Source organism: Streptomyces sp. AcH 505 (genome assembly GCF_000818175.1).
In the GTDB taxonomy this organism is placed as follows: Bacteria; Actinomycetota; Actinomycetes; order Streptomycetales; family Streptomycetaceae; genus Streptomyces.
Map to the genome: position 1 here is coordinate 690,677 of NZ_JTIY01000002.1, position 22,175 is coordinate 712,851.

The following is a 22,175-nucleotide window of genomic DNA, read 5'->3' on the forward strand; positions in this document are numbered from 1 at the left end:
GAGGGGCGGGCCGGTGCGGCGCTCGCGGAGGGCGTCGGCCCGTCGGCGAACGCGGGCACCGTGCTCGCCAGCACAGCGGTGCACGCGAGTGCTATGGCAAAGGGGACTGTTCGGCGCATGGATCGCTCTCTTTCGTCGGTCCGCCCGCGCTCGTGCTCGGCGGGCTGGGTTACGGATCGACAGGAGAGACGAGGCGGCGGTACGCCGAGTTGTAAAGAGACGGCAAAGCCGTCGGAGGCCGCCGTCCGGCCGGGGACGACGATGCGGTGCGGGTCCGCACCTGTCTGCGGACCCGCACCGCCTTTCCCGGTCCGGGAGCCCTGACGCTGCCCGGGCCGGAAGTTAAGCCGCCGCTCAGGCCGGAAGGACGGACAGCGACACGACTCGGGCGTCGTGCGCGCCCCTGCCCCGCACCTTCAGCGCCACGTAGCGGGCGGTGCCCTTCGCGGCGAGTGTCGCGTTCTGCCCCTTCGTCCGCAGGGTGCCGGCCGGCTGGTACGACAGCCCGTCGGCGCTGAACTCGGCCTGCGCCGTGGGCGCGTGCCCGCTCGTCCAGCCGACCCTGATCTCCTTGATCGCCGTCGGCGCCCCGAGGTCGACCACCATGCGGCCTTCGGCCCCCGGCGTCCACGACGTGTGCGGGTCACCGTCGACGGCCGCTGCCGGGTCGGACATGCCGTCCGGGAGCGGCGCCGTCGGGAAGGTGATGCGCCCGAGCGCCGCGTCGGCGAGCGGGTAGGCGGCCGTCCCGGACACGGACACCCGCTCCGTACGGCCACGGCGCACGCTCGCGAGCGTGGTGTGGCCGCCCGGCGTGGTGACCACGAGCAGGCAGGAAGGACCCGTCAGCGTGAGCGTGGCCGCGTCCACGACCTCGGCGCGCAGCCCGGTGGGCACCCGTCCGAGGCCCGCCGCGCGCAGGACGAAGCGGGCGGGTGCGACCGCGGCCCCCGCGGCGGGGAGCACGGCGTTGTAGTCGGTACCGGCGGACGTCACCGTCTGGGTACCGGCGTACAGCTGCACCGAACGGGTGTCCTGCGGCACGGAGACCGTGGTGGTCACCGCGGTGGCCGACAGGTTGAAGAGGCTGAGATGACCGCCCGCCGTGCTCGCGCGCACATCGGCGTGCGCGGACGTCGGTGCCTTACGGGCCTCGGCCGCCTTCACCTTCGACGGGTCGCCCTCCGGGTATCCCTCGACGACCACGGACTCCGCGGGGCCGTCGGAGAGGACAAGCGTGTCACCGTAGACGGCGATCGGGTTCTTCGCGCCGCGTACGACGAGGCCCGCCCTGCCGTCGACCGAGACCCAGCGCCCGGTGCTGGTGAGATCGGCTTCCGGGTAGCGCGTCAGGTCGGTCCAGGTCTTCCCGTCGGCCGAGCCCTGGAGGATGTACGCGCGGCCCGCCGCGGACTCCCAGCGCAGGGTGACCTGGTCGAAGGCCTTCTCCTCACCGAGGTCGACACTGAGCCAGCTGTCCGTCTTGGGCCGGTCGGCCATGGAGACGGCCCAGCGCGTCGCGAGATCGCCGTCCACGGCCAGCGGCGCGCCCTTGCCCGTGTCGGCGGACGACGCGGTCGCGGTACCGCCCCGGGCGAGATCGGTGCCGTCGGCGCCGTCGCGCACCTCGATCGCGTACAGCGAGTAGCCGTACTTGGGATCCGGTGAGACGCCGAGCATCCGCACGTGCCGGAAGGACGCCTTGGTGAAGGTGGCCTCGTCCGTGCGCCCGGTGGTGGGCGGCGGGGTCGTGGAGCCGCCGTCCTTGGCGGCGACGGTCTTCTTGCCCTCCGCCGTCGTGTACGTACGGCCGCCGTCGAGCCCGGCGATGCCGGGCATGGTGAAGTTGTGCACTTCGAGGTGGCCCTCGCCCGAGCCCGTACCGCTCGTCGCGTAGACGACGGCGCCCGACGGGAGCGTGGTGAATCCCGCGAAGCCCGTGGGCAGGGTGAAGAGCGTGGCGCTCGCGTCGAAACCGTCACGCGGTTCGCTGTACGTGACGGCGGACCGGGCCTTCGGCGTGCCGGTGCTCACGGGCAGGAACATGGGCGTGGCGCCGCCGAGGGCGAACAGCCAGTCGTCGTGGGCGGGTTGCCAGGCGAACTTGACGAAGCCCGCCTTGCTGACGGCCGCCGCCCAGGCGGCGGGAGTCTGGTGCGCGACGAGACCGGGCGCGGTGCCGAAGTCACGCACGCCGCTGGCCTGCGCGAACAACTCCTTCTCGGTGAGCGGGCGGACGGCCTTGCCCTGCTTGGCGCGCCACTCGTGCAGCAGGTAGCTGATGGCGACCTCGGCGCGGGCCTCCGGCTCGTACTTCGGCTCGCCGGAGAACTTGGTCAGCCGGTTGACCGGCGGGTACGCCTGGTACGCGGCCAGCCGCTCGGACAGCGCCACCTCGGCGCGTGCGGCGGCCCGGTCGCCGAGCACCTGCGCGAGGAAGGCGATCGGGATGACATCGCGTCCGTACAGGTGCTCACGGTCGTTGACCATCGGCATCAGCGGCTCACCGGAGTCGCTCATCACGGTGAGCAGGGTGTCCCAGAGCAGCCCGGCGTTCGGCTGGGCTGTCAGCACCTCCGGCAGCGGTCGGCCCGCGGTGATGAAGTGCGCAGCGTTGCGTCCGGACGTACGCCACAGCTCGGACTGGTAGTGCGGCCCGAACGAGCCGTGGTTCTCGACGATCAAGGTGTCGTAGAGGTTCTGCGCGGTGTTGTCGCTGATGGGGACGCCGTCGACCTTGGCGGGATTGGCCCGGTCGGCTGCGGGCAGCCCCGTCTCGTTACGGCTCCAGCGGCCGAAGGCGTCCTTCCACTGCGGGTACTTCGCGTTGCTGGAGGCCCAGGCGAGACCCGGGGCCAGCGACTGGGCGTAGACGCCCATCTCCTCCAGCTTGGTGTCCCCCACGAAACCGCCGGTCAGGCCGTTCGGCGTCCAGGTCCCCGACGCGGGGTCGTTGCCGGTGCCGAGACCGGTGGTGAACTCGGCCTGCGCCTGCACGATCGTGTCGACGTTGGCGCGGGTCGCGTCGTCCAGCTGGTCCCACAGAAGGCGCGCGGCGAGGACGAAGTAGAGCTGGAACGTGGTGTCGAAGAAGAGGGTGCGGCCCCATTCGGTACCGCCGGTGAGGCGGTTGGAGGCGGCGAAGTGCTTGATGGTGTCCAAGGTGTGGGACAGCAGCGTCTTCTCGTCGACACCCGCGCTCTTGGCGTCGTAGGTACCGCGGGTCAGCAGCAGGGCGTTGCCGAGGACGACGGCGAAGCCGAAGTCCTTGGCCGTGTAGTAGCCCTTGGCGGCGTCCCACTGGGTCTCGGACCACTGGGTGTGGGTGAGCAGCGCCTGGTAGTAGGCGCCGGCGACATCGTCCGGGGCGGACGGCCTGCTACCGCCCGGCCGGTGGGCGCCCGACCGGTCGGCGGCGACGGCCGACGAGGAGCCGAGGGAGGACGCTGCCCCCAAGGCCACGGTAACGGCGCCCAGTTGGGCGAATCGGCGTCTGCTCAGCTCGGCCGGGTGGTGGTTCACGCGGATGCGCCTCCTGGGATCGAACTCAAGACAACGTTGTCAAGGTGGGCTCATTCTTCGTATACGGAAGCGAAATCGTCAAGAGTCGGGAGAGCGGAACTCGCGCGACGGCTCCACAGAAGTTCTCGGCCGGGGGTGTCCCTTACGCCGCTGCCCGTTCGTCGTCAAGATGAGAGATCACCGACTCCGGAGGACCCAGATGCGCTACGCCCTGATGATCTACGCCGAGCCCGGCCACGGCGAGACCCTGTCGGACGTGGAACGGGAAGCGGCGTACGCCGAGTTCCTGACGCTGGCCGACGACCCGCGGGTCGTCGGGTTCGCCCAGCTGGGACCGGCGGAGACGGCGACCGGCGTACGGGTGGCCGGCGGCCGGACGCTGATGACCGACGGACCCTTCGCCGACACCAAGGAAGTACTCGGCGGTATCTGCCTGGTGGAGGCGGCCGATCTGGACGAGGCGATCGAGTTCGCGACGCGCATCCCGACCGCCCGGCTCGGCGGCGGTGTCGAGATCAGGCCGGTGGAGCGGTACTGACCGCGCTTGAGGAGGTCTTCAGGGACGAGTGGGGCCGGGTGCTGGCCTCGCTGGTCGGGTATCTCGGCGACTTCGACAGGGCCGAGGAGGCGGCGCAGGAGGCGTTCGCCGCAGCGGTGTCGCGCTGGCCCGGGTCCGGTGTGCCGGCGAATCCCGGCGCGTGGCTGGTGACGACGGCCCGCAACAAGGCGATCGACCGGATCCGCCGGGACCGCACCCTGGCCGAGAAGATCCGGCTGCTCCCGGTGGCGGAGGCGGTCGTGGACGAGTTCGAAGCGATCGACGGGGCCGCGCTCACCGTGATCAAGGACGAGCGGCTGGAGCTGATCTTCGCCTGCTGCCATCCCGCGCTGCCGCCGGCCGGGCAGGTGGCCCTCACGCTGCGGGCGCTCGGCGGTCTGGAGACCGCCGAGATCGCCCAGGCGTTCCTGGTCCCCGAGGAGACCATGAAGCGGCGGCTGTCGCGCGCCAAGGCCAAGATCAAGGCGACCGGGATCCCGTTCGCCGTGCCCGGCGCGCGGCTGCTGCCCGAGCGTCTCGACGCGGTGCTCGCCGTGCTCTACCTGATCTACAACGAGGGGTACCGGGGCCGGGTCGACCTCGGCGCCGAGGCCATCCGGCTGGGGCGCGTGCTCGCCGCGCTCATGCCGGACATGCCGGAGACCCACGGCCTGTTGGCGCTGATGATGATGCACCATGCCCGCCGGGCGGCCAGGTTCGCCGGCGACGACCTGGTACTGCTGGACGACCAGGACCGGTCGCTGTGGGACATGCGGCAGATCGCGGAGGGGCGTGCGGTGCTCGACCGGGCCGTCGCACTGGGCGGGCGCGGGACCTATGTCGTCCAGGCGGTGATCGCCTCGATGCAGGCGCGGGAACCGGTCGACTGGCCGCGGGTTGCGGCCCTGTACGGGCGGCTGGCCGAACTGACCGGGTCCCCGGTGGTCGAGCTGAACCGCGCGGCCGCCGTCGCCCAAGCCGGCGACCCGGCGGCGGCGTTGCGCGCCGTCGACGGTCTCGGCCTGGACGGCTACCTCTACTTCCACTCGACGCGCGGCGAGTTGCTGCGGCGCTTGGGCCGTGGCGCCGAGGCCGGGGCGGCGTACCGCAGGGCGCTGGAGCTGGCCACCTCCACCCCCGAGCGGCGGTTCCTGACCCGGCGGCTCGAAGACCTCTGACCGGAGCTGTCCCCCGGGCGGGTGGCCGTTCGTCGCCTTGACGCGGGCGACCGGCGAACGTGCCTTCCGCACGTCGTCGCCCCGGCCGTGTCACCCGGGCGCGGCATCACACCCATGGAGGAAGACCATGAGCAGCAACCCGGCGACCGTGGCGATCCCGGACTACCGGACCGGGATCTGGAAGGCCGACCCGGTCCACTCCGACGTCGCGTTCTCCCTGCGGTCCCTCATGATCGGCAAGGCCCGTGGGCGGTTCGCCGACCACGAGGTCACGATCGTCACGAGCGAGGACCCGTTGGGTTCGTCCGTCACGGCGACCATCGACGTCGCGTCGATCGACACCGGAAACGCGGCGCGCGACAAGCACCTGCGCTCCGCCTCGTACTTCGACGTCGAGCGGTACCCGACGATGACTTACCGGTCCACCGGTGTGCGCGGGAGCGTGGAAAGGCCTCTTGTCGAGGGTGAGTTGACACTCCACGGCGTCACCCGGCAGGTGCCGCTGACCCTGGAGGTGAACGGGTTCGGCCCTGACCCGCTCGGCGGGCGGCGGGTCGGCTTCTCCGCGACCGCGCAGCTCAGCCGGCGCGAGTTCGGCATCGGCGACACCGTCGCGCTCGACGGTGGTGGTGTCGTGATGGGCGACAAGGTGTCGATCAGCCTGGAGATCCAGGCCGTCCTCCAGAAGTGAGCAGCCGGATGTCAGAGACTCGTTCCACGACACGTGCCACCAACTACCGGGCGACGCTGCGCCACTTGCACGAGGCCGTCAACAGCGGTGACGCGGAGCTGATCCGGCAGGCCATCGACGAGGTCTTCGCACCGGACGTGGTGATCCGTACGCCGCTGCCGGTCGGAGCGACCGGGGCGCAGGCGCTGAAGGAGGTGTTCACCACGCTCCTCACGGCGTTCCCCGACCTTCATGTCGCGGTGGAGGATGTCATTGTCGAGGGGGACAAGGCCGTCTGCAGGAATACGGTCACCGGTACCCACCGGGGCGACTACCTGCGTCTCGCGCCGACCGGAAACTCCGTCACGTACAACGAGATGTTCGTATTCCGTTTCGCGGACGACCGCATTGTCGAAACGTGGGGAGTTGTCGATGTGCTCTCGCAGCTGAGACAACTCGGCGCGACTCCCGGGGCTTTCGCCTGAGTCAGTCCTTGCGGCCGGTCGCGGCCACGGTGACGCCCAGCCCGATCATCGTGAGGCCGCCCAGACCGCCCACCGCGCGGAGCCGCTTCGGAGAGCGTGCGAACCAGCCCCGCGCGGTGGAGGCGGCCAGCCCCCAGACGGTGTCGGAGGCCACGGCGATCATGTTGAAGACCAGGCCGAGCACCAGCATCTGAACCGCGACGTGCCCCTGCGCACGGTCGACGAACTGGGGCAGTACGGCGGCGAAGAACACGATGGTCTTGGGATTGGCCACACCGACGGCGAATCCTTCCCCCAGGGTGCGCAGTCCGCTCCGCTCGGTCTTCTCTGCGCTGAACACGGCCTGTAGCGAGCCGCGTTGGCGTACGGCCTTCACGCCGAGGTACACCAGGTACGCGGCGCCCACGAGCTTCAGCGTGGTGAAGACGAGGACCGATCGCTCGACCACGGCCCCTACCCCCAGAGCCACGGCCACCACGAGTACATAGGCCCCGAGTGTGTTTCCCACGACCGTGGTCAGCGCGGCGCGGCGCCCCTGTGCCAGGGCCCGCCCTATCACGAAGAGCACACTGGGGCCGGGAATGACGATCAGCAGGAACGACAGGGCCGCGAATGCGAGAAGCCGGTCAGTGGACACCATGAATCTATATAAGCATATGAACGATGCACGAATGGCCGAGAGTTCGTTGTGCGCGGAGGATTGTGCAAGACACAGCGCGGATTGATCTACCGACGGCCGATGCTCCGCGTTTCGATGGAGGTATTCATTCCACAACGCCCTAGGAGCACTGTCATGGCACTCGACCACTACGTCACCCTGGGCCGCTCGGGACTGCGGGTCAGTCCGTTCGCGCTCGGCGCGATGACCTTCGGGGCCGACCCGGGCGGCGCGGGCTGCGACGTCGAGGAGTCCGAGAGGATCCTGGAGACCTACCTCGACCGGGGCGGGAACTTCGTCGACACCGCGAACTTCTACACCAACACCCACTCGGAGCGGATCCTCGGCGACTGGTTCGCCGCCCGGCCCGGCCGGCGCGACCGCGTCGTCCTGGCGTCGAAGTTCTTCGCCAACCTCTTCCCCGGCGATCCGAACGGTGGCGGAGCCGGCCGCTCCTCGATCATCGCCCAGCTCGACGAGAGCCTGCGCCGGATGCGGACCGACCACCTGGACGTGTACTGGCTGCACAACTGGGACCGGCACACCCCGGTCGAGGAGACGCTGCGCACGCTGGACGACCTGGTGCGGGCCGGGAAGATCCGCTACATCGGATTCTCCAACACCCCGGCCTGGGTCACCGCGCAGGCCCAGACGACGGCGCTGCTGAAGGGCTGGACCCCGCTGATCGCGCTCCAGGTCGAGTACTCGCTGCTCGCCCGCACCGTCGAGGGCGAACTGGCCCCGCTCGCCCGTGACCAGGGCATGGCGCTCGTGCCGTGGAGCCCGCTGAAGAACGGGTTCCTGTCGGGCAAGTACCGGCGGGGCACCGAGGTCACCGACTCGGCCCGTACCGCCTTCGTCGGCGGGCCCGGCGAGGAGGAGTACGCGGTCATCGACGCGGTCGCCGCCGTCGCCGGCCAGCTCGGTACGACGTCGGCGGCGGTGTCGCTGGCCTGGCTGCGCGCCCGCGAGGGCACCGTGGTGCCGATCGTCGGCGCCCGGCGGGTGGAGCACCTGGAGTCCAACCTCGCCGCGCTGGAGGTGACCCTGAGCCCCGAACAGCTGCGGACGCTGGACGAGGTCTCGGCCCCCGCCTTGAACTACCCGGCGCCGATGCACGGGGCGCCGCGGGCGATGCTGCAGTTCGCGGGCACGACGGTGGACGGTGAGCCGTCCACCGTCTATCCGCCGCTGCTGGCGAGCGACGTCCGCTACTGACCCGCCCGGCGGCCCGTCACGGGACGCGCGCCACCGCACCGTAGAGGTAGATGTCGGCCACGGGGTGGGCCGGCGCGTCGCGGGTCCACTCCGGGACCGGCACGATCCCGGGGTCGACCAGGTCGAGCCCGTCGAAGAAGCGGCGGAACTCCTCGCCCGTACGGCCCTGGATCGGGATGCCGCCCTTCTCGTACTCCTCGGCCCCCTTCCGTGCGAACTCCGGGGGAGCGATGTCGGAGGCCGCCTGGGACAGCACCAGATAACTGCCGGCGGGAAGCGCCCCGACCAGGGTGCGGACGATCGTGTACGGGTCGTCCTCGTCGGGGAGGAAGTGCAGCAGCCCGATGAGGGACAGCCCGACCGGCCGGGTGAGGTCCAGGAGGCCGCGCGCGTGCCCGACGACGGCCTCCGGGTCGCGCACATCCGCCTCGACGTAGTCGGTGGCGCCCTCGGGCCGGCTGATCAGCAGCGCCTCGGCGTGGCGCAGCACGATGGGGTCGTTGTCCGTGTAGACGACGCGTGCCCGCGGGGTGATGTCCTGCACGATCTGGTGCAGGTTCGGCTCGGTCGGGATGCCGGTGCCGATGTCGAGGAACTGGTCGATGCCCTCGTGCGCCAGCCACCCGACCGCCCGGTGCATGAACGCGCGGTTCTGCCGGGCATGCTCCGCGGAACCCCTGGGAAGAGCGTCCGCCACCGCCTGGTCGACCGGATAGTTGTCCTTGCCGCCCAGAAGGCAGTCGTAGACCCGCGCGGGGTGCGACGTGCTGGTGTCGACCTGTGGCTTCACTCGCGTCATGCCCCGCAAGGCTAGCCAGAACGCTCCCACCGCGCCACAGGCCCCGCCGCGACGCGTGTGATCGATCAGGTTGTCCGCCGGGGGCAAGTGTTGTGTCTCCGCGGACAGGCGTGGTGTCCGCCGGGCCCGCGCCGCGATAACCGCGCGATAGGTGGCCCATATCGGCCGCCAGCACAGTAGGTCCGACTTCGTTGCGGGGGCGTCGTACAGCGGCGGTCCGCGACCCGATGACCTACAGAGGTGACGCCATGAGCATGGACGCGAGGACGATCGTGCACACCATCCTGGCAGAGGATCTGGAGGTGGACCCTGCCGAGATCTCGGACGGGGTGCGCCTGCGCACCCTCGAACTCGACTCCCTGGCGGTGGCTGAACTGATCGTCAGAATCAAGGAGGAGACCGGGGCCGACCTCGGCGACGAGGAGACCCGGATGGCGGAGCTGACCGTCGGCGACGTCGTCGCCCTGGCCGGATCGGGACTGGAAGCGGCGTGAGCGGCGGCCCCGTCGCCGTCACGGGCACCGGACTGGTGACTCCGGCCGGCACCGACACCGACTCCACCTGGGACGCCCTGTGCGCGGCCAGGTCGCCGGCCTCCGGAGACGAGGAGCCGCTGGCCGGCACGGGTGTCCGGCACAGCCTGCGGGTGCCGCCCCTGCGCCCGGGACAGCTCACCGGACGGGGCACCGCCCGTACCGACCCGTTCATCCGCTTCGCCCTGGTCGCGGTCGAAGAGGCCCTGCACAACGCCGGACTCGACCCCGGGAGCTGGGACGGCGGCCGCGTCGGCGTCGTTGTCGGATGCGGACTCGGCGGCGTGACGACCCTGCACGAACAGAACGAGCGGCTCACCCGCGGCGGACCCGAGCTGGTCTCGCCGTACATGCACCCCCGTTCGCTGGTCAACATGGCGGCGGGCACCATCAGCCAGCGGTACGGCATCACCGGCCCCAGTCACACCGTGGTCGCCGCCTGCGCCTCGGGCGCCGTCGCCCTCGGCCTCGGGAAGACCCTCCTCGACGCCGGGGTCTGCGACATCGTCGTGGCATGCGGCACGGACGCCGGGGTGACCCCCCTCGTGGTGTCCGGGTTCGCCCGCATGGGAGCGCTGTCGCAGCAGAAGGGGCCCGACGCCTCCCGGCCGTTCGACGCCGATCGCGACGGGTTCGTCATCTCCGAGGGTGCGGCGGCCGTCGTGCTGGAGAAACCGTCGGGCGCCCGTGCCCGGCACGCCGAGGTGCTGGGCCGGCTGCTCGGCTACGCCAGCACGTCCGACGCCCACCACCCCACAGCGCCCCGCCCCGACGGCGCGTCCGCCGAGGCGGCCGTACGGCAGGCGCTGGAGCAGGCAGGCGTCGGTGCCGCCGACGTCGGGACCGTCAACGCGCACGGCACCTCCACCCCGCAGAACGATCTGACGGAGGCCCGGCTCATCGCCCGGCTGTTCCCGCACGGCCCGTCGGTCACCGCCAACAAGGGGCTGCTTGGGCACACGCTCGGCGCCGCAGGCGCCATCGAGGCCGTGCTGGCCCTGCGCAGCCTGCGCACCGGAACCCTGCCGCCGATCGCGCACACCGAGCGCCCCGACCCGGAACTGCCCGGTCTCGATCTGGTGCTGGGCGGCGCCCGCAGCCACGGGGCCTCGGTTGCCGTGAGCACGTCCTTCGGCTTCGGAGGCAGCAACTGCGCCCTGGTGCTGGACGCCTGACACTCCATCACCGACCCGTGCAACGCATTCCAGGGGGAGACCATGACGCAACGCGAGAAAGAACTGGTCCGGGCGCTCGCCGGGCCCCAGTTCGCGCCCGTCCGGCCGCCCGGCCTGAGCCTGCGCGAGTACGGCCTGCTGACGCTGCGCCGGGCACGACTGCTCAATGAAGCGGGTTTCACGGCGAATTCGCAGTGGCTCGGGCGTGGCGACGGTGCGGCCTTCCCCGACTTCCTGCGCACCATGGGCTGGATCGGCGCCTACGACCTGTCCCTGCTCAACGTACTCGTCTCGCACCAGATCGCCGGCGACGCCCTGCTCAGCCACGGCGGCCAGGAGCAACTGAGCGCCCACGGCGCGGAGATCGACCGGATGGCCAAGGTCTACTGCTTCGCGGCCTCCGAGCTGTACGCGGGCTCGGACCTGAAGCGGGTACGGACGACGGCCACCTACGACCATGCGGACGGCACCCTTGTGCTGCGCACCCCCGAGCCGGGCGACAGCAAGGTGTGGATCGGCAACAGCCTCCACAGCGGTGACGTGGCCATGGTGTTGTGCCGGCTCGTGGTCGCCGGCCGGGACGAAGGCCATCACTGGATCCGGGTACCGCTGCGGGAGAACGGCACGGTACTGCCCGGGGTGAGCGTCGGACGGGCCGAGCCGAAGGGCGGGGTGACGGCCAACCAGACCGGGGTCCTGTCCTTCGAGGACTGCCGGCTGCCGCTGTCGGCCCTCATGAACCGCTGGGCGGCCGTCGACGCCGACGGCGTCTACAGCTCCCCGCTGCCCAGACACCGGCGGTTCGAGGAATGCCTGGCCACCTTCACCCACGAGCGGCTCTTCCCCTCGGTCGGCGCGGCCCACGCCCAACTCCTCGCCTGCGCCGTCACCACCCGGTACGCCGTGGTCAAACGAGCCTTCGGCACCCCCCTGATCGGACACGCCCATTACCGCACGCGGCTGTCGACCGCCGTGTGCCGGGCGCTGGCCTCCTCGCACACCATGGAGGCGCTGGCGTCCCTGGCCGCCGTACGGGCCGCCCAGGACCCGCCCGCCGGGGACCAGGTGCTGCACGCGCTCATCTCCTGCGGCAAGTCCGGTACCACCGGCGACGCCCGGCACACACTGGCCGAGACCCGGGAACTGTGCGGCGGCCTCGGCTACCACGACGCCAACCAGATCACCCCGCTGCTGCACGACTACGAGATCGCCGTCACCTTCGGCGGCGACAACACCGTCCTCGGCTACCAGGCGTCGCGCTACGCCCTGCGCCGGCGTGCGGAGTTCGACGCGGTGCTGGACGAGGCGGCAGGACCGCCCGGCGCTCCCGCCGCCCTGCGGCAGTTGCGGGCGATCTGTGACGTCCTGCTCGACCGTGTCGAGAAGCACGGCCCCGGCGAGGACAGCGCACGCTGGACCCGCGCCGTCCACCAGACGCTCGCCGTCGGGCACTGGGCCGCCCACCCCGGAGGACGGCTGGGCGGCAGACTGCTGGACCAGTACGCGGCGGCCTGCCTGCTGGAGCACGCCCTGACAGCGCTGCGTGCCGGGATCCTCGAAGCGGACGACCTGCTGCGGCTGGAAGAAAGCCACCGCGCGGCGGCGAGCCCCCCGCTGGACGCCCTCGAACTGCTGGAGGCGCTCGGCGTCCCGGAGGAACTGATCACCGCGCCGATCGCGGGCAAGGACTTCGCCGAGCGTCATCTGGCCGCGGCCCACGACACACCGCCGCCCGTGGCCACACGGCCGGCGGCACCCGAACGGGAGGCCCGTGCATGACCGGTCAGCGCACGACCCACCAGGCCGCCGACACCGCCGCCGTCGTCACCGGACTCGGCACGTGTCTGCCGGAGACCGTCGTCACCAACGACGATCTGGCCCAGCACCTCGACACCGACCACGCCTGGATCCAGAGCCGTACCGGCATCGAGAGGCGCCGCCGGGTGGCGGCCGGCACCGGCACCGGCGACCTCGCCGTCGCGGCCGGCGCCGCCGCGCTGAAGTCCGCCGGCCGGGACACCTGCGACCTCGTGCTGCTGGCGACCACCACCCCGGACCGGCGCTGCCCCGCCACCGCCCCTTCGGTCGCCTCCCGGCTCGGTGTCGAGGCGGCGGCCTTCGACCTGTCCGCCGTGTGCTCCGGGTTCGTCTACGGACTCAGCGTGGCCGCCGCCATGATCACCGCGGGTACGTGCCAACGGGCCCTGGTCATCGGCGCGGACGTCTACTCGACGATCGTCGACCCCACCGACCGGGCCACGGCCGTGGTGTTCGGTGACGGTGCGGGCGCCGTCGTACTGGAGCGCGGCAGGGCGGACCAGCCGGGCGCCGTGCTGCACGCCGAACTCGGCAGCGACGGAACGGGCAGCGACCTGATCACCATCCCACCGGACGGTCCGCACCTGACCATGCGGGGCCGCGAGGTGTACACCCACGCCGTCACGACCATGGCGCGTTCCGCCCGGTCCGTGGCGGAGCGGGCCGGCTGGCACCCGGCGGACGTCGACGCGTTCGTCGGACACCAGGCCAACCTCCGCATCCTCACCTCCGTCGCGAAGCGGCTCGGCCTGCCTCAGGAGCGCGTCGTCGCCAACATCGCCGACGTGGGCAACACCGCCGCGGCCTCCATCCCGCTCGCCCTGGCCGACGCGGCCGTCGCGGGTCGGATCACCGCGGGCGACCGCCTCCTGCTGACCGCGTTCGGGGGCGGCCTCACATGGGGCTCTGCGGCCGTCGTCTGGCCGGGTGTGGAACCCGTCTGCGACGTAAGGACCTGAGGCAGTGCGACGGACATGACGGAACCAACTGACCTGAGCGGAAAGGAAAGCGCAGTGCCGAAAGCGCGGATCGCGGTCGTCGGCGCGGGGATGGGCGGACTCGCCGCCGCCGTCGCGCTGACCCGTAAGGGCCACGAGGTGCTGGTCCACGAACAGGCCCCCGCCCTCACCGAAGTGGGGGCGGGCATGCACCTGACCCCCAACGGCACCCGCATCCTGGAGCGTTGGGGACTCGGCGAGGGCCTGGGCGCACACGGCGTGCGGCCCGTCGCCATGGAGGTCCGGGAATGGGCGGGCGGCGCCACCCTGATGCGCCAGCCCATGGGCGAGCAGTGGCTGGCCGAGTTCGGCGCGCCGTACTACACCATCCACCGCACCGACCTGCACGCCCTGCTCGCCGGCCTCCTCCCGCCGGGCACGGTGCGCACGGGGCACCGGCTGAAGCGGTTCAGCGACGACGGCCAGGCGGTCCGCCTGGAGTTCGCGGACGGCACCACCGAGGAGGCCGACGTCCTCATCGGCGCCGACGGCGTCCACTCGGCGGTCCGCCGGACCCTGCACGGCCCCGACACGCCCGTGTTCTCCGGCCAGAGCGCCTTCCGCGGGCTGGTCGCCCGCGCGGACGTGCCCGGACTGCCCGGCGACACGCTCCTGGTGTGGGCGGGACCGCACGCCCGCATGCTCGCCTATCCGGTGCGCGGCGGCGCGTATCTCACCTTCGTCGGCATCGTGCCCGGCACAGAGGCGCGGCTGGAGTCCTGGAGCGCCCTCGGCGACCTCGACGCGCTCGCCGGCGCCTTCAACGGCTGGAACACCGAGGTGAAATCACTGGTGGCCGCCGTACGGGAGACCCGGCGCTGGGCGCTGTACGACCGTGAACCGCTCGGCAGATGGGCACGCGGGCCCGTCACCCTGCTCGGGGACGCGGCCCACCCGATGCTGCCGCACCACGGCCAGGGCGTCAGCCAGGCCGTCGAGGACGCGGCGGTCCTCGCCCACTTCCTCGACGGACTCGGCGCCGCCCGCCCGGGATCACCCGCGATGCGCGAGCGGATCGCCGGCGCCCTGCACCGCTACGAAGCGGTGCGCAGACCGCACACCACAGCCGTACAGCTCGGTTCCCGCGACGGCGGCTCCCAGCGCCTGCGCCCGGCCGAGGGCGGAAAGACGGGCGGCGACCCGATGTCGTCCCTCGTCCAGGACGTGTCCTGGATCCAGCGCCACGACGCTGAGGCCGGCCTCGCCCGCGTCGCACCGGGACCCCCGCACTGATCCACCACCCCTGCCGGTCCCGTACCGGCGCCCGACTCCCACACCCCTACCCGCTCACGACAGGACAGGACAGGAAGCACCATGCGCAATCACCTCGACAGACGACACCTGCTGCGCACCTCGCTCGGCACAGCTGCCGCCGCCGGTCTCGGCGCCGGCGGCCTGCTGACCCTCGCCCCCACCGCGCAGGCGGCGCAGGCCGCCCCGGCCCGCCGCGGCGAACTGCCCGACGTGCCGGGCATGCTCGGCGACCGGCGCGCCAACGAACTCTGGTACAACTTCGACGAGACGACCCTCTACAACCCGCCGCCGGAGCTGGCGCAGGCGTTCACCGACATCGAGACGGCGCTCGGCGACGGCTGGGAACGGGTCATCTTCGACACCTGGATGAGCATGGCCGCGTCCAGCGACTACCCGCACAACTTCACCGAGTACGTCACACCGCTCAAGGGCGCCCTCACGGTGCTGTCCGCCGCGCAGCTCGGTGTCTTCGACTCCCTGTACCGGCCGAACAGCCTCGGACTCGTCGCCGCCTACGCCGACTTCGCGCAGGGTGTGCTCTACGACCCGCGCCGCGAGCGCCCGGTGCACACCATGAACGGCAACCCGCCCCCCGGGTACCACATCTGGTTCATCTTCCAGCGGGCCATGATCCTGCTCGGCATCGACCGGCACCGCTGGGAGCGGATCGCCCCGGTGAGCGCCATGGCCTGGGCGTTGCAGACCCACGCCAAGCCGACCCAGGTGGACGTGCAGGCCCCGCTGCCGCCGGCCACCCTGATCCACGAGGCCGCGAAGTGGCTGCCACGCAGTGTCGCCCGCCTCGACCGCGACTTCCTGTCCTACCCCTATCCCGAAGGCATGAGCTGACGCTTCGGGCCCTGACCACCACACGGACGGAGGATTTCTGACGATGGCCGCGCACACCGGCCGTTCGGCCGAGCCGAACGCCCCGACGCTCACCGGCGAGGACGCACAACGCGTCGAAGAGATCGCCTGGAAACTGACCAACCGCACGTCGGGGCGGCCCGACGACGCCGCATGGGTGGCGGCGGCCCGGGACTCCTGGCACGAGTTCCCGGTCGCCCTGCGCCGGACGCTGGCGGACTTCCGCCGGAACTCGGGTCCGCACGGGGCGCTGCTGCTGCGCGGTCTGCCGGTCGAAGCGATGGAACTTCCGCCGACCCCACGGGTCAACGGGTCCGTGCAGCGGGACCGTTCGCTGGCCGCCGCCCTGCTGCTGATGATCGCGTGCGGCCTCGGCGATCCCGGCGCCTTCCGGCCCGAGAAGGGCGGCGCCCTCGTCCAGGACGTCGTCCCCGTACCCGGTATGGAGGAGTTCCAGGGCAACGCCGGGTCGACCGTGCTGACCTTCCACAACGAGAACGCCTTCCACGACCACCGCCCGGACTTCGTGATGCTGCTGTGCCTGCGCGCCGACCCGACGGGCCGGGCGGGGCTGCGCACGGCCTGCGTCCGCCAGGTGCTGCCGCTGCTGCCCGAGCGGATCGTGGAGACGCTGTGGGCACCGGAGTTCGTCACCGCGCCGCCACCCTCCTTCGGCCAGGGCGCCGACGGTGCCGTTCCGTCAGCGGTGTTGAGCGGTGACCGGCGGGACCCCGACGTCCGCGTCGACCTCGCCGCCACCACACCGGTCACCGAGCGTGCCGCCGAAGCGCTGGAGGTCCTGCAGGACCACTTCGACCGGACAGCGACGACCCACCGGCTGGTCCCGGGCGAACTGGCCGTCGTCGACAACCGGGTGACCGTGCACGGCCGTACGGAGTTCACCCCGCGCTACGACGGCACCGACCGCTGGCTGCAGCGCACCTTCGTCCTGACGGACCTGCGCCGTTCGAGATCCCTCAGGCCGTCCGACGGCTACGTGCTGGAGGCGGCCGGCTAGGCCGGTCGTTCGGATCCTGCCGGGCTCGCCTGCCCGTCCCGTGAAGTCCTCGTAACGAAACAGGAGTTGGAGAGCGATGATGAGCACGGAGACCAGGGAGCGGCCGGCGGCGCCGCAGACCGGGGCGGCGGCGCCGCCCGCGCTCTCGCCCACCATCCGGTCCGAGGACGTGGGGCTGCGCTCGCTCATCCCGTACCTCAACGGCTACTGGCGGACCCTGGGTACCGTCGCCGTGCTCTCCCTGGTCGTCACCCTGCTCACGCTGAGCCAGCCGGTGCTGATCCGTGACGTGCTGTCCGACATCCAGGCCGACCACCACGTGGGCGGCCTGGTGGCGCTGCTCGTCGGCGCGCTCGTGGCGGTGGCGGTGCTCAGCGGGATCCGCGACTACCTCCTGCAGCGCGTGGCCGAGGGGATGGTGCTCAGCGCCCGCCGCCGGCTCGTCGAGCGACTGCTGCGGCTGCCGATCGCCGAGTACGACCGGCGCCGTACCGGAGACCTGCTCTCCCGGGTGGGGGCGGACACCACCCTGCTGCGCGCGGTCGTCACCTCGGGCCTGTTCGACACCGTGACCAACGTCGTGATGGTGGGCGGCTCCGCCGTCATGATGTTCCTGATCGACGGGCCGCTGTTCGCGGCCACCGCCCTGGGGCTCGGCGTGGGCGTCCTCGCGGTCGTCGGGCTCTCCCGCCGGGTCCGCGGGGCCTCCCGTGAGGCCCAGGACCGGGTCGGTGAGATGACCTCGGCCGTCGAGCGCGCGATCTCCGCCGTCCGCACCATCCGGGCCAGCGGCGCCGAGCAGCGTGAGGCCGTGGCTGTCGACGGGTACGCCCGGCACGCCTACGACGCCGGCATCCGCATCGCCCGGCTCCAGGCCATGATCAACCCGATCACCTCGACCACCGTCCAGGTCGCGTTCCTCGTGGTCCTGGGGGTGGGCGGGGCCCGGGTGGCGAGCGGCGCGATCCAGGTCGGCGACCTGGTCGCCTTCCTGCTGTTCCTGTTCACCCTCTGGTTCCCGCTCGGCCGCGCGCTGTCCGCGTACTCCAAGCTCCAGACCGGCCTCGGCGCACTCCACCGCATCGAGGAGGTGCTGCTGCTGCCGCAGGAGAGCGACACCGCCGGTGACGCGGTGTCCGCCGGCCGGCTGACCGTCCGCGAGCGGATCCGGTCCGACGAACCCCGGCCCGACGGCGAACAGCTCCCGCCCGCGCTGGAGTTCGACCACGTCGACTTCGGCTACGGCGACGGCGAGACGGTCCTGCGCGACGTGTCGCTCACCGTGCCGCGCGGCACCCGCACCGCGCTGGTCGGCCCCTCGGGGGCGGGCAAGTCGACGCTGCTGGCCCTGGTGGAACGCTTCTACGACGTCACGTCCGGCGTCGTCCGGGTCGACGGCACCGACGTACGCGACCAGCCGCGCCGCACCTTGCGGCACACGCTGGGCTACGTCGAACAGTCCGCCCCGGTGCTCGCCGGAACCGTACGCGACAACCTCGCCCTGGCCGCTCCCGAAGCGACCGAGGAGCAGATGCGCGGGATCCTGCGCTCGGTCAACCTGGAGGACGTGATCATGCGCGCCCCGCTCGGTCTTGACGCCGAGGTCGGCGAGGGCGGCGTCCTGCTGTCCGGCGGCGAACGCCAACGGCTGGCCCTGGCCCGTACGTTCCTGGCCGCACCGCCGATCATGCTGCTCGACGAGGCGACCAGCAACCTCGACGCCCGCAACGAGGTGCTGATGCGCGACGCCATCGGCGCGGTCAGCGCGGACCGGAGCCTGCTGGTGGTGGCACACCGGCTCTCCACCGTGGTGGACAGCGACCAGATCGTGGTGCTGGAGCACGGTGAGGTCGTCGCCATGGGCCGGCACGAGGAGCTGACCGACAGCAGTCCCCTCTACCGCGAACTGGCCAGCCACCAGCTGCTCATCAAGTAGCACGAGCAGCAACAGGCGAAAGGGCCTCCCCGCCGTCGGCCGGGAGGCCCTTTCCGCATGCGGCGCCGTCAGCCGGCGGCGTGCCGCAGGACGCGTTCGCGCGTCAGCTCCCAAGCGGCGTCGAGCCTGACCGCGCGGGCCCGCGCCGCCTCGTCGGTGAAGCGGGTGTGGGCACGCCGCTCGCGGTACAGCAGCAGGGTGAGGTTGACCAGGAAGGGCGCGAGCCCGTCCGGTGCGGGACGGGCCGCCACCTCCGCCTCGATACGGTCCCGGGCGCCGGGGCTGTCGCCCAGCAGCAGCCACAACTGGGCCAGGTCCGCACCGGGCAGGAACACGGCGGCGCTCGCCCAGTCGATGAGCGCGTGGTCTCCGGCGGTCCTGACGACATTGGCGAGCACCAGATCGCCGTGGCCCAGCTCCCGTGGCGGCCCCGCGAGCTCCAGCAGCCGCCGCACGGCCGTCCAGTGCGCCTCGTCGAAGGCGTCCCGGGCCCGCATGCCCTCCAGCATGGGCGCGTAGCCGACCCGCCACCGCGCGGGCACCTCGGGACTCCAGCGGCGTAGCCGCTCGACGGCCGCGAGCACCCCGGACAGATCCGCGTCGGAGACCGGGGCGGCCGGGAACCGGTCCGGGGCCACCACCTCGCCCGCCAGCCGCTCCACGACCAGCACGGCACTCTCCCGGTCGCTCACGAGCCGGCGCGGCACGCGCACCGGCGGGGGAGCGGTGTCGAACAGGTCGTACGCCTCGATCTCGCGCTCGCACTGCCGGCGCCACTCGGGGGTGCGGACCTTGGCGACGACCGGCGCTCCCGCCAGCGTGCCGGAGACCACGAGTGAGGTGCGGCTGCGGTACATGACCTCCGCCGGTGCCAGCCCCGGACACGAGTCCAACACCAGGGCCAGCAACTCACTTTCAGCATTGCTCAGTTGACCGGTCATATGCAGAATCGGCACAGCTCTGATCACCCCCGCAGAAATTCGACGATGCTTTTGTTCACCGCGTCCGGCGCTTCCAGATAGCCGTAGTGGCCGCAGTCCGGCACGACCTCGAAGTCCGCACCGGGAATCGCCTCGGCCACCTCACGGCCCAGCCGGGGCGGCGCGATGAGGTCGTCCTGGAAGGCGATGACCCGGCTCGGGGCCCGGATGCCCCGGTAGGCCGGACGCCGGTCCGGCATCGCACTGACCCCGAGCTGTGCCCGGTGGCCCGGGCCCGAGACGCGGGTCAGCTCCAGCACGTCCAGCCAGTCCCGGGCGAGCACGTCGTCGTCGAGGGTGCGCGGTGACAGGTTCTGCATGGCCTGGATCACCGCCTCGTACGCGGCGGGCAGTGTCACACCCTGGTCGTACAGGTCGATCTCCGCCCGGGAGAGGGCCGTGCGCAGGACGTCGGAGCGGGCACGGGTGGCCATCAGGACGAGCCGGCCGACGAGTTCGGGCCGGGTCAGGGCGAGTTCCTGAGCGATGTGCGCGCCCATCGAGACACCCACGACCGGGCAGGGCCCCAGGCCCAGTTCCCCGATCAGTGCCGCGGTGTCGGCGACCAGGTCGTCGATGCCGAAGCCCTCGGGGCACTCGTCGCTCGGGGCGATGCCGCGGTTGTCGAAGCTGACCACACGGAACCCCGCGGCGACGAGCGCCGGGACCTGGTGCAGGTGCCAGGCCCGGCCGCTGCCGCCCGAGCCCATCACGAGCAGCACAGGCGGAGCCGAACGGCCTTGTTGTGCAGGGGCGTTGTCGTAGTAGTTGAGCCGGACGCCGTTGACGGTGATGAGGGGCATGGGCTCAGACGACCTCGCACGAGAGGGACATGGCGGTGACTCCTTCGGTCGGCTGCTGAGTGGGGGCTGTTGAGTGGGGGCTGAGTGAGGAGGGATACGGGGGAGGGGAGGCGGCGCGTCAGCGCAGCCGTTCGGTCAGGGCCCGCGCGATGTGCGCGAGCGCGGTGTCGGACTCCAGGAGCCCGAGATGGTCGGCGTCCACACCGACCCGCTCGATACGGCCCGACACATACGGGCGCCAGGACTCGTGGTCGCGGCGCGCCTGCTTCTCGCGGGAGACCCGGTCGGCCGTCAGCACGAGTACGTCGCCGTCGTACCGCGGCGGCTTGTGGTCGCGCATCAGTCGCGCGTTGTTCATGAACACGGCCAGCACCGCGCCCAGTTCGTCCTCACCGAGCCTGCCCAGCGGATCACCGGCCGCCTGGAGGAAAGCCCGGTAGCGGGCGGTGGGAAACGCGGCGCCGGCCAGTTCGGCCGCGGTGACGTCGAACCCGGCGTCGCGCAGGTTGTGGGCGAAGACCTCGGCGAGCGCGGGCTCCTCGCCCGCGGCCGAGCCGCGCGGATAGGCGTCCAGGAGAGCGAGCAGCTCCACCCGCTCACCGCGCCCGCGCAGCTCGTCGGCCATGGCGAAGGCCACATTGCCGCCCAGCGACCAGCCGAGCAGCCGGTACGGTCCCTCGGGCTGCCTCTCCCGCACGAGATCGACGTACTCGGCCGCCATCTCGTCCAGCGAAGCGGGGAGTTGGCCGTCGCCGTCAAGTCCGGCCGCCTGGAGGCCGTACAGCGGTGTGTCCGGCGGCAGATGGCGCACCAGGGCCGCGTAGCACCAGCTCATGCCGGAGCCGGGGTGGACGGCGAAGACCGGGCGCGCCGAGCCGGACGCCCGCAGCGGCAGCAGCCGTCCCGTCGGTTCCCGGTCCCCGTGTGCGGCGAGCCGCGCCGTGAGATCGGCGGCGGTGGGCGCGGCGAACACGTCCCGTACGGCGATCTCGACGCCCAGCTCGTCACGGATCCGCTCCACCAGCCGGACGGCCAGCAGCGAGTGGCCGCCCAGGTCGAAGAAGCCGTCGTCGGGAGCCACCCGGTCCAGCCCCAGCACCCCGGCGAACAGCCGGCACAGGGCCTCCTCGCGGGGGCTGCGCGGGGCCCGGCCGCCCGTCGTGCGGTACTCGGGAGCGGGCAGCGCCCGCTGGTCGAGCTTGCCGTTGGCGGTCAGCGGCAGCTCGTCCAGGACCACCAGGGCCGCCGGCACCATGTACTCGGGCAGCGCCTCCCGCAGTTCGCCGCGCAGCGCCGCGGTGTCCACGACGGCGCCGGTCCGCGGGACCACGTATCCGACCAGGCGCCGCTCGCCCGGCGTGTCCTCGCGGACCACCGCAGCGGCCTGCCGGATCCCCGGCAGGCGCGCGATGACGGACTCGATCTCGGTGGGCTCGATGCGCATCCCGCGCAGCTTGATCTGGGTGTCGGTACGGCCGAGGTACTCCAGCTGCCCGTCCGTGGTCCACCGCACCAGGTCGCCGGTGCGGTACATACGGCTGCCCGGGGCGCCGAACGGGCTCGGCACGAACCGGTCGGCGGTCAGGGCCGGCCTGCGCAGATAGCCGCGGGCCAGCCCGGGGCCTCGCACGTACAGCTCGCCCGGCACACCGGGAGCGACCGGCCGCAGGGTGTCGTCCAGCACGTACACCGCCGTGTCGGCGATCGGGCCGCCGATCGGCGGGG

The 22,175-nt window shown here is 72.0% G+C and carries 19 protein-coding genes and 1 pseudogene; 13 read left to right on the forward strand and 7 right to left on the reverse strand.

Features of this window, described 5'->3' with window-relative positions; translation table 11 throughout:
* Positions 1-119, reverse strand: a pseudogene (locus HY68_RS45835) (sortase-dependent protein); the annotation flags it as partial.
* Positions 120-354: 235 nt separating this feature from the next.
* On the reverse strand, positions 355-3,522 hold the full coding sequence (locus HY68_RS33255) for a discoidin domain-containing protein (RefSeq protein WP_041998900.1): 3,168 nt from the start codon (positions 3,520-3,522) through the stop codon (positions 355-357).
* A 199-nt stretch (positions 3,523-3,721) separates the two neighbouring features.
* Between HY68_RS33255 and HY68_RS45840 the strand changes: the two genes are divergently transcribed.
* The 4 genes from HY68_RS45840 to HY68_RS33275 all read left to right on the forward strand — a co-directional run bounded on the left by HY68_RS45840 (position 3,722) and on the right by HY68_RS33275 (position 6,393).
* Positions 3,722-4,060, forward strand: coding sequence for a YciI family protein (locus HY68_RS45840; RefSeq protein ID WP_041998902.1), 339 nt, complete (start codon positions 3,722-3,724; stop codon positions 4,058-4,060).
* Positions 4,061-4,098: 38 nt separating this feature from the next.
* The gene (locus HY68_RS33265) at positions 4,099-5,238 is read left to right on the forward strand and encodes a sigma-70 family RNA polymerase sigma factor (RefSeq protein WP_041998905.1); all 1,140 of its coding nucleotides are present in this window, start codon (positions 4,099-4,101) and stop codon (positions 5,236-5,238) included.
* Between the two features lie 127 nt (positions 5,239-5,365).
* Positions 5,366-5,929, forward strand: coding sequence for a YceI family protein (locus HY68_RS33270; RefSeq protein WP_041998907.1), 564 nt, complete (start codon positions 5,366-5,368; stop codon positions 5,927-5,929).
* Between the two features lie 8 nt (positions 5,930-5,937).
* Positions 5,938-6,393 carry an ester cyclase gene (locus HY68_RS33275; protein ID WP_041998909.1) on the forward strand — a complete coding sequence of 152 codons (456 nt, stop codon included), beginning with the start codon at positions 5,938-5,940 and terminating at the stop codon, positions 6,391-6,393.
* 1 nt (position 6,394) lies between these two features.
* Here HY68_RS33275 and HY68_RS33280 read toward each other — a convergent pair whose 3' ends face one another.
* Positions 6,395-7,033 carry a LysE family translocator gene (locus HY68_RS33280; RefSeq protein WP_041998912.1) on the reverse strand — a complete coding sequence of 213 codons (639 nt, stop codon included), beginning with the start codon at positions 7,031-7,033 and terminating at the stop codon, positions 6,395-6,397.
* A gap of 153 nt (positions 7,034-7,186) precedes the next feature.
* Here HY68_RS33280 and HY68_RS33285 point away from each other — a divergent pair, with 153 nt between their 5' ends.
* Entirely contained in the window at positions 7,187-8,269 is a 1,083-nt protein-coding gene (locus HY68_RS33285) for an aldo/keto reductase (RefSeq protein WP_041998915.1), read from the forward strand.
* A 16-nt stretch (positions 8,270-8,285) separates the two neighbouring features.
* Here HY68_RS33285 and HY68_RS33290 read toward each other — a convergent pair whose 3' ends face one another.
* Positions 8,286-9,068 (reverse strand): SAM-dependent methyltransferase, encoded by a 783-nt coding sequence (locus tag HY68_RS33290; protein ID WP_041998918.1) that lies wholly within the window; start codon positions 9,066-9,068, stop codon positions 8,286-8,288.
* 248 nt (positions 9,069-9,316) lie between these two features.
* Here HY68_RS33290 and HY68_RS33295 point away from each other — a divergent pair, with 248 nt between their 5' ends.
* The 8 genes from HY68_RS33295 (at position 9,317) to HY68_RS33330 (ending at position 18,667) form a co-directional block, all read left to right on the forward strand.
* Complete coding sequence (locus HY68_RS33295; protein ID WP_107070251.1) at positions 9,317-9,562, forward strand: phosphopantetheine-binding protein; 246 nt, start codon at positions 9,317-9,319, stop codon at positions 9,560-9,562.
* A complete protein-coding gene (locus tag HY68_RS33300) occupies positions 9,559-10,776 on the forward strand; it encodes a beta-ketoacyl-[acyl-carrier-protein] synthase family protein (RefSeq protein WP_041998922.1) in 1,218 nt (405 codons plus the stop codon). Before HY68_RS33295 ends, HY68_RS33300 begins: the two co-directional genes overlap by 4 nt.
* A 42-nt stretch (positions 10,777-10,818) precedes the next feature.
* Complete coding sequence (locus tag HY68_RS33305; protein WP_041998925.1) at positions 10,819-12,555, forward strand: acyl-CoA dehydrogenase family protein; 1,737 nt, start codon at positions 10,819-10,821, stop codon at positions 12,553-12,555.
* Positions 12,552-13,553 carry a beta-ketoacyl-ACP synthase III gene (locus HY68_RS33310; RefSeq protein WP_041998928.1) on the forward strand — a complete coding sequence of 334 codons (1,002 nt, stop codon included), beginning with the start codon at positions 12,552-12,554 and terminating at the stop codon, positions 13,551-13,553. Before HY68_RS33305 ends, HY68_RS33310 begins: the two co-directional genes overlap by 4 nt.
* A gap of 54 nt (positions 13,554-13,607) precedes the next feature.
* Positions 13,608-14,825 (forward strand): FAD-dependent monooxygenase, encoded by a 1,218-nt coding sequence (locus tag HY68_RS33315; protein ID WP_107070252.1) that lies wholly within the window; start codon positions 13,608-13,610, stop codon positions 14,823-14,825.
* Positions 14,826-14,906: 81 nt separating this feature from the next.
* On the forward strand, positions 14,907-15,695 hold the full coding sequence (locus HY68_RS33320) for a hypothetical protein (RefSeq protein ID WP_041998934.1): 789 nt from the start codon (positions 14,907-14,909) through the stop codon (positions 15,693-15,695).
* A 43-nt stretch (positions 15,696-15,738) separates the two neighbouring features.
* A complete protein-coding gene (locus HY68_RS33325; protein ID WP_041998936.1) occupies positions 15,739-16,731 on the forward strand; it encodes a clavaminate synthase family protein in 993 nt (330 codons plus the stop codon).
* 76 nt (positions 16,732-16,807) lie between these two features.
* A complete protein-coding gene (locus HY68_RS33330; RefSeq protein WP_041998939.1) occupies positions 16,808-18,667 on the forward strand; it encodes an ABC transporter ATP-binding protein in 1,860 nt (619 codons plus the stop codon).
* Between the two features lie 68 nt (positions 18,668-18,735).
* Here the strand turns inward: HY68_RS33330 and HY68_RS33335 are convergent, their stop codons facing one another.
* The 3 genes from HY68_RS33335 to HY68_RS39780 all read right to left on the reverse strand — a co-directional run.
* Positions 18,736-19,608, reverse strand: coding sequence for a phosphotransferase (locus HY68_RS33335; protein ID WP_041998943.1), 873 nt, complete (start codon positions 19,606-19,608; stop codon positions 18,736-18,738).
* 23 nt (positions 19,609-19,631) lie between these two features.
* On the reverse strand, positions 19,632-20,450 hold the full coding sequence (locus tag HY68_RS33340; RefSeq protein ID WP_041998946.1) for an alpha/beta hydrolase: 819 nt from the start codon (positions 20,448-20,450) through the stop codon (positions 19,632-19,634).
* 118 nt (positions 20,451-20,568) lie between these two features.
* Positions 20,569-22,175: thioesterase domain-containing protein (locus HY68_RS39780; protein ID WP_198533472.1), on the reverse strand; the 1,607-nt coding region annotated here is incomplete at its 5' end.

Excerpts from the sequence above, each read along its gene's own strand:
- HY68_RS33305 (WP_041998925.1), top strand. The coding sequence starts at position 10,819 with ATGACGCAACGCGAGAAAGAACTGGTCCGGGCGCTCGCCGGGCCCCAG.
- HY68_RS33340 (WP_041998946.1), bottom strand. The coding sequence starts at position 20,450 with ATGCCCCTCATCACCGTCAACGGCGTCCGGCTCAACTACTACGACAAC.
- HY68_RS33330 (WP_041998939.1), top strand. The coding sequence starts at position 16,808 with ATGATGAGCACGGAGACCAGGGAGCGGCCGGCGGCGCCGCAGACCGGG.
- HY68_RS33275 (WP_041998909.1), top strand. The coding sequence starts at position 5,938 with ATGTCAGAGACTCGTTCCACGACACGTGCCACCAACTACCGGGCGACG.
- HY68_RS45840 (WP_041998902.1), top strand. The coding sequence starts at position 3,722 with ATGCGCTACGCCCTGATGATCTACGCCGAGCCCGGCCACGGCGAGACC.
- HY68_RS33310 (WP_041998928.1), top strand. The coding sequence starts at position 12,552 with ATGACCGGTCAGCGCACGACCCACCAGGCCGCCGACACCGCCGCCGTC.
- HY68_RS33290 (WP_041998918.1), bottom strand. The coding sequence starts at position 9,068 with ATGACGCGAGTGAAGCCACAGGTCGACACCAGCACGTCGCACCCCGCG.
- HY68_RS33320 (WP_041998934.1), top strand. The coding sequence starts at position 14,907 with ATGCGCAATCACCTCGACAGACGACACCTGCTGCGCACCTCGCTCGGC.
- HY68_RS33335 (WP_041998943.1), bottom strand. The coding sequence starts at position 19,608 with ATGACCGGTCAACTGAGCAATGCTGAAAGTGAGTTGCTGGCCCTGGTG.
- HY68_RS33325 (WP_041998936.1), top strand. The coding sequence starts at position 15,739 with ATGGCCGCGCACACCGGCCGTTCGGCCGAGCCGAACGCCCCGACGCTC.
- HY68_RS33295 (WP_107070251.1), top strand. The coding sequence starts at position 9,317 with ATGAGCATGGACGCGAGGACGATCGTGCACACCATCCTGGCAGAGGAT.
- HY68_RS33270 (WP_041998907.1), top strand. The coding sequence starts at position 5,366 with ATGAGCAGCAACCCGGCGACCGTGGCGATCCCGGACTACCGGACCGGG.
- HY68_RS33280 (WP_041998912.1), bottom strand. The coding sequence starts at position 7,033 with ATGGTGTCCACTGACCGGCTTCTCGCATTCGCGGCCCTGTCGTTCCTG.
- HY68_RS33285 (WP_041998915.1), top strand. The coding sequence starts at position 7,187 with ATGGCACTCGACCACTACGTCACCCTGGGCCGCTCGGGACTGCGGGTC.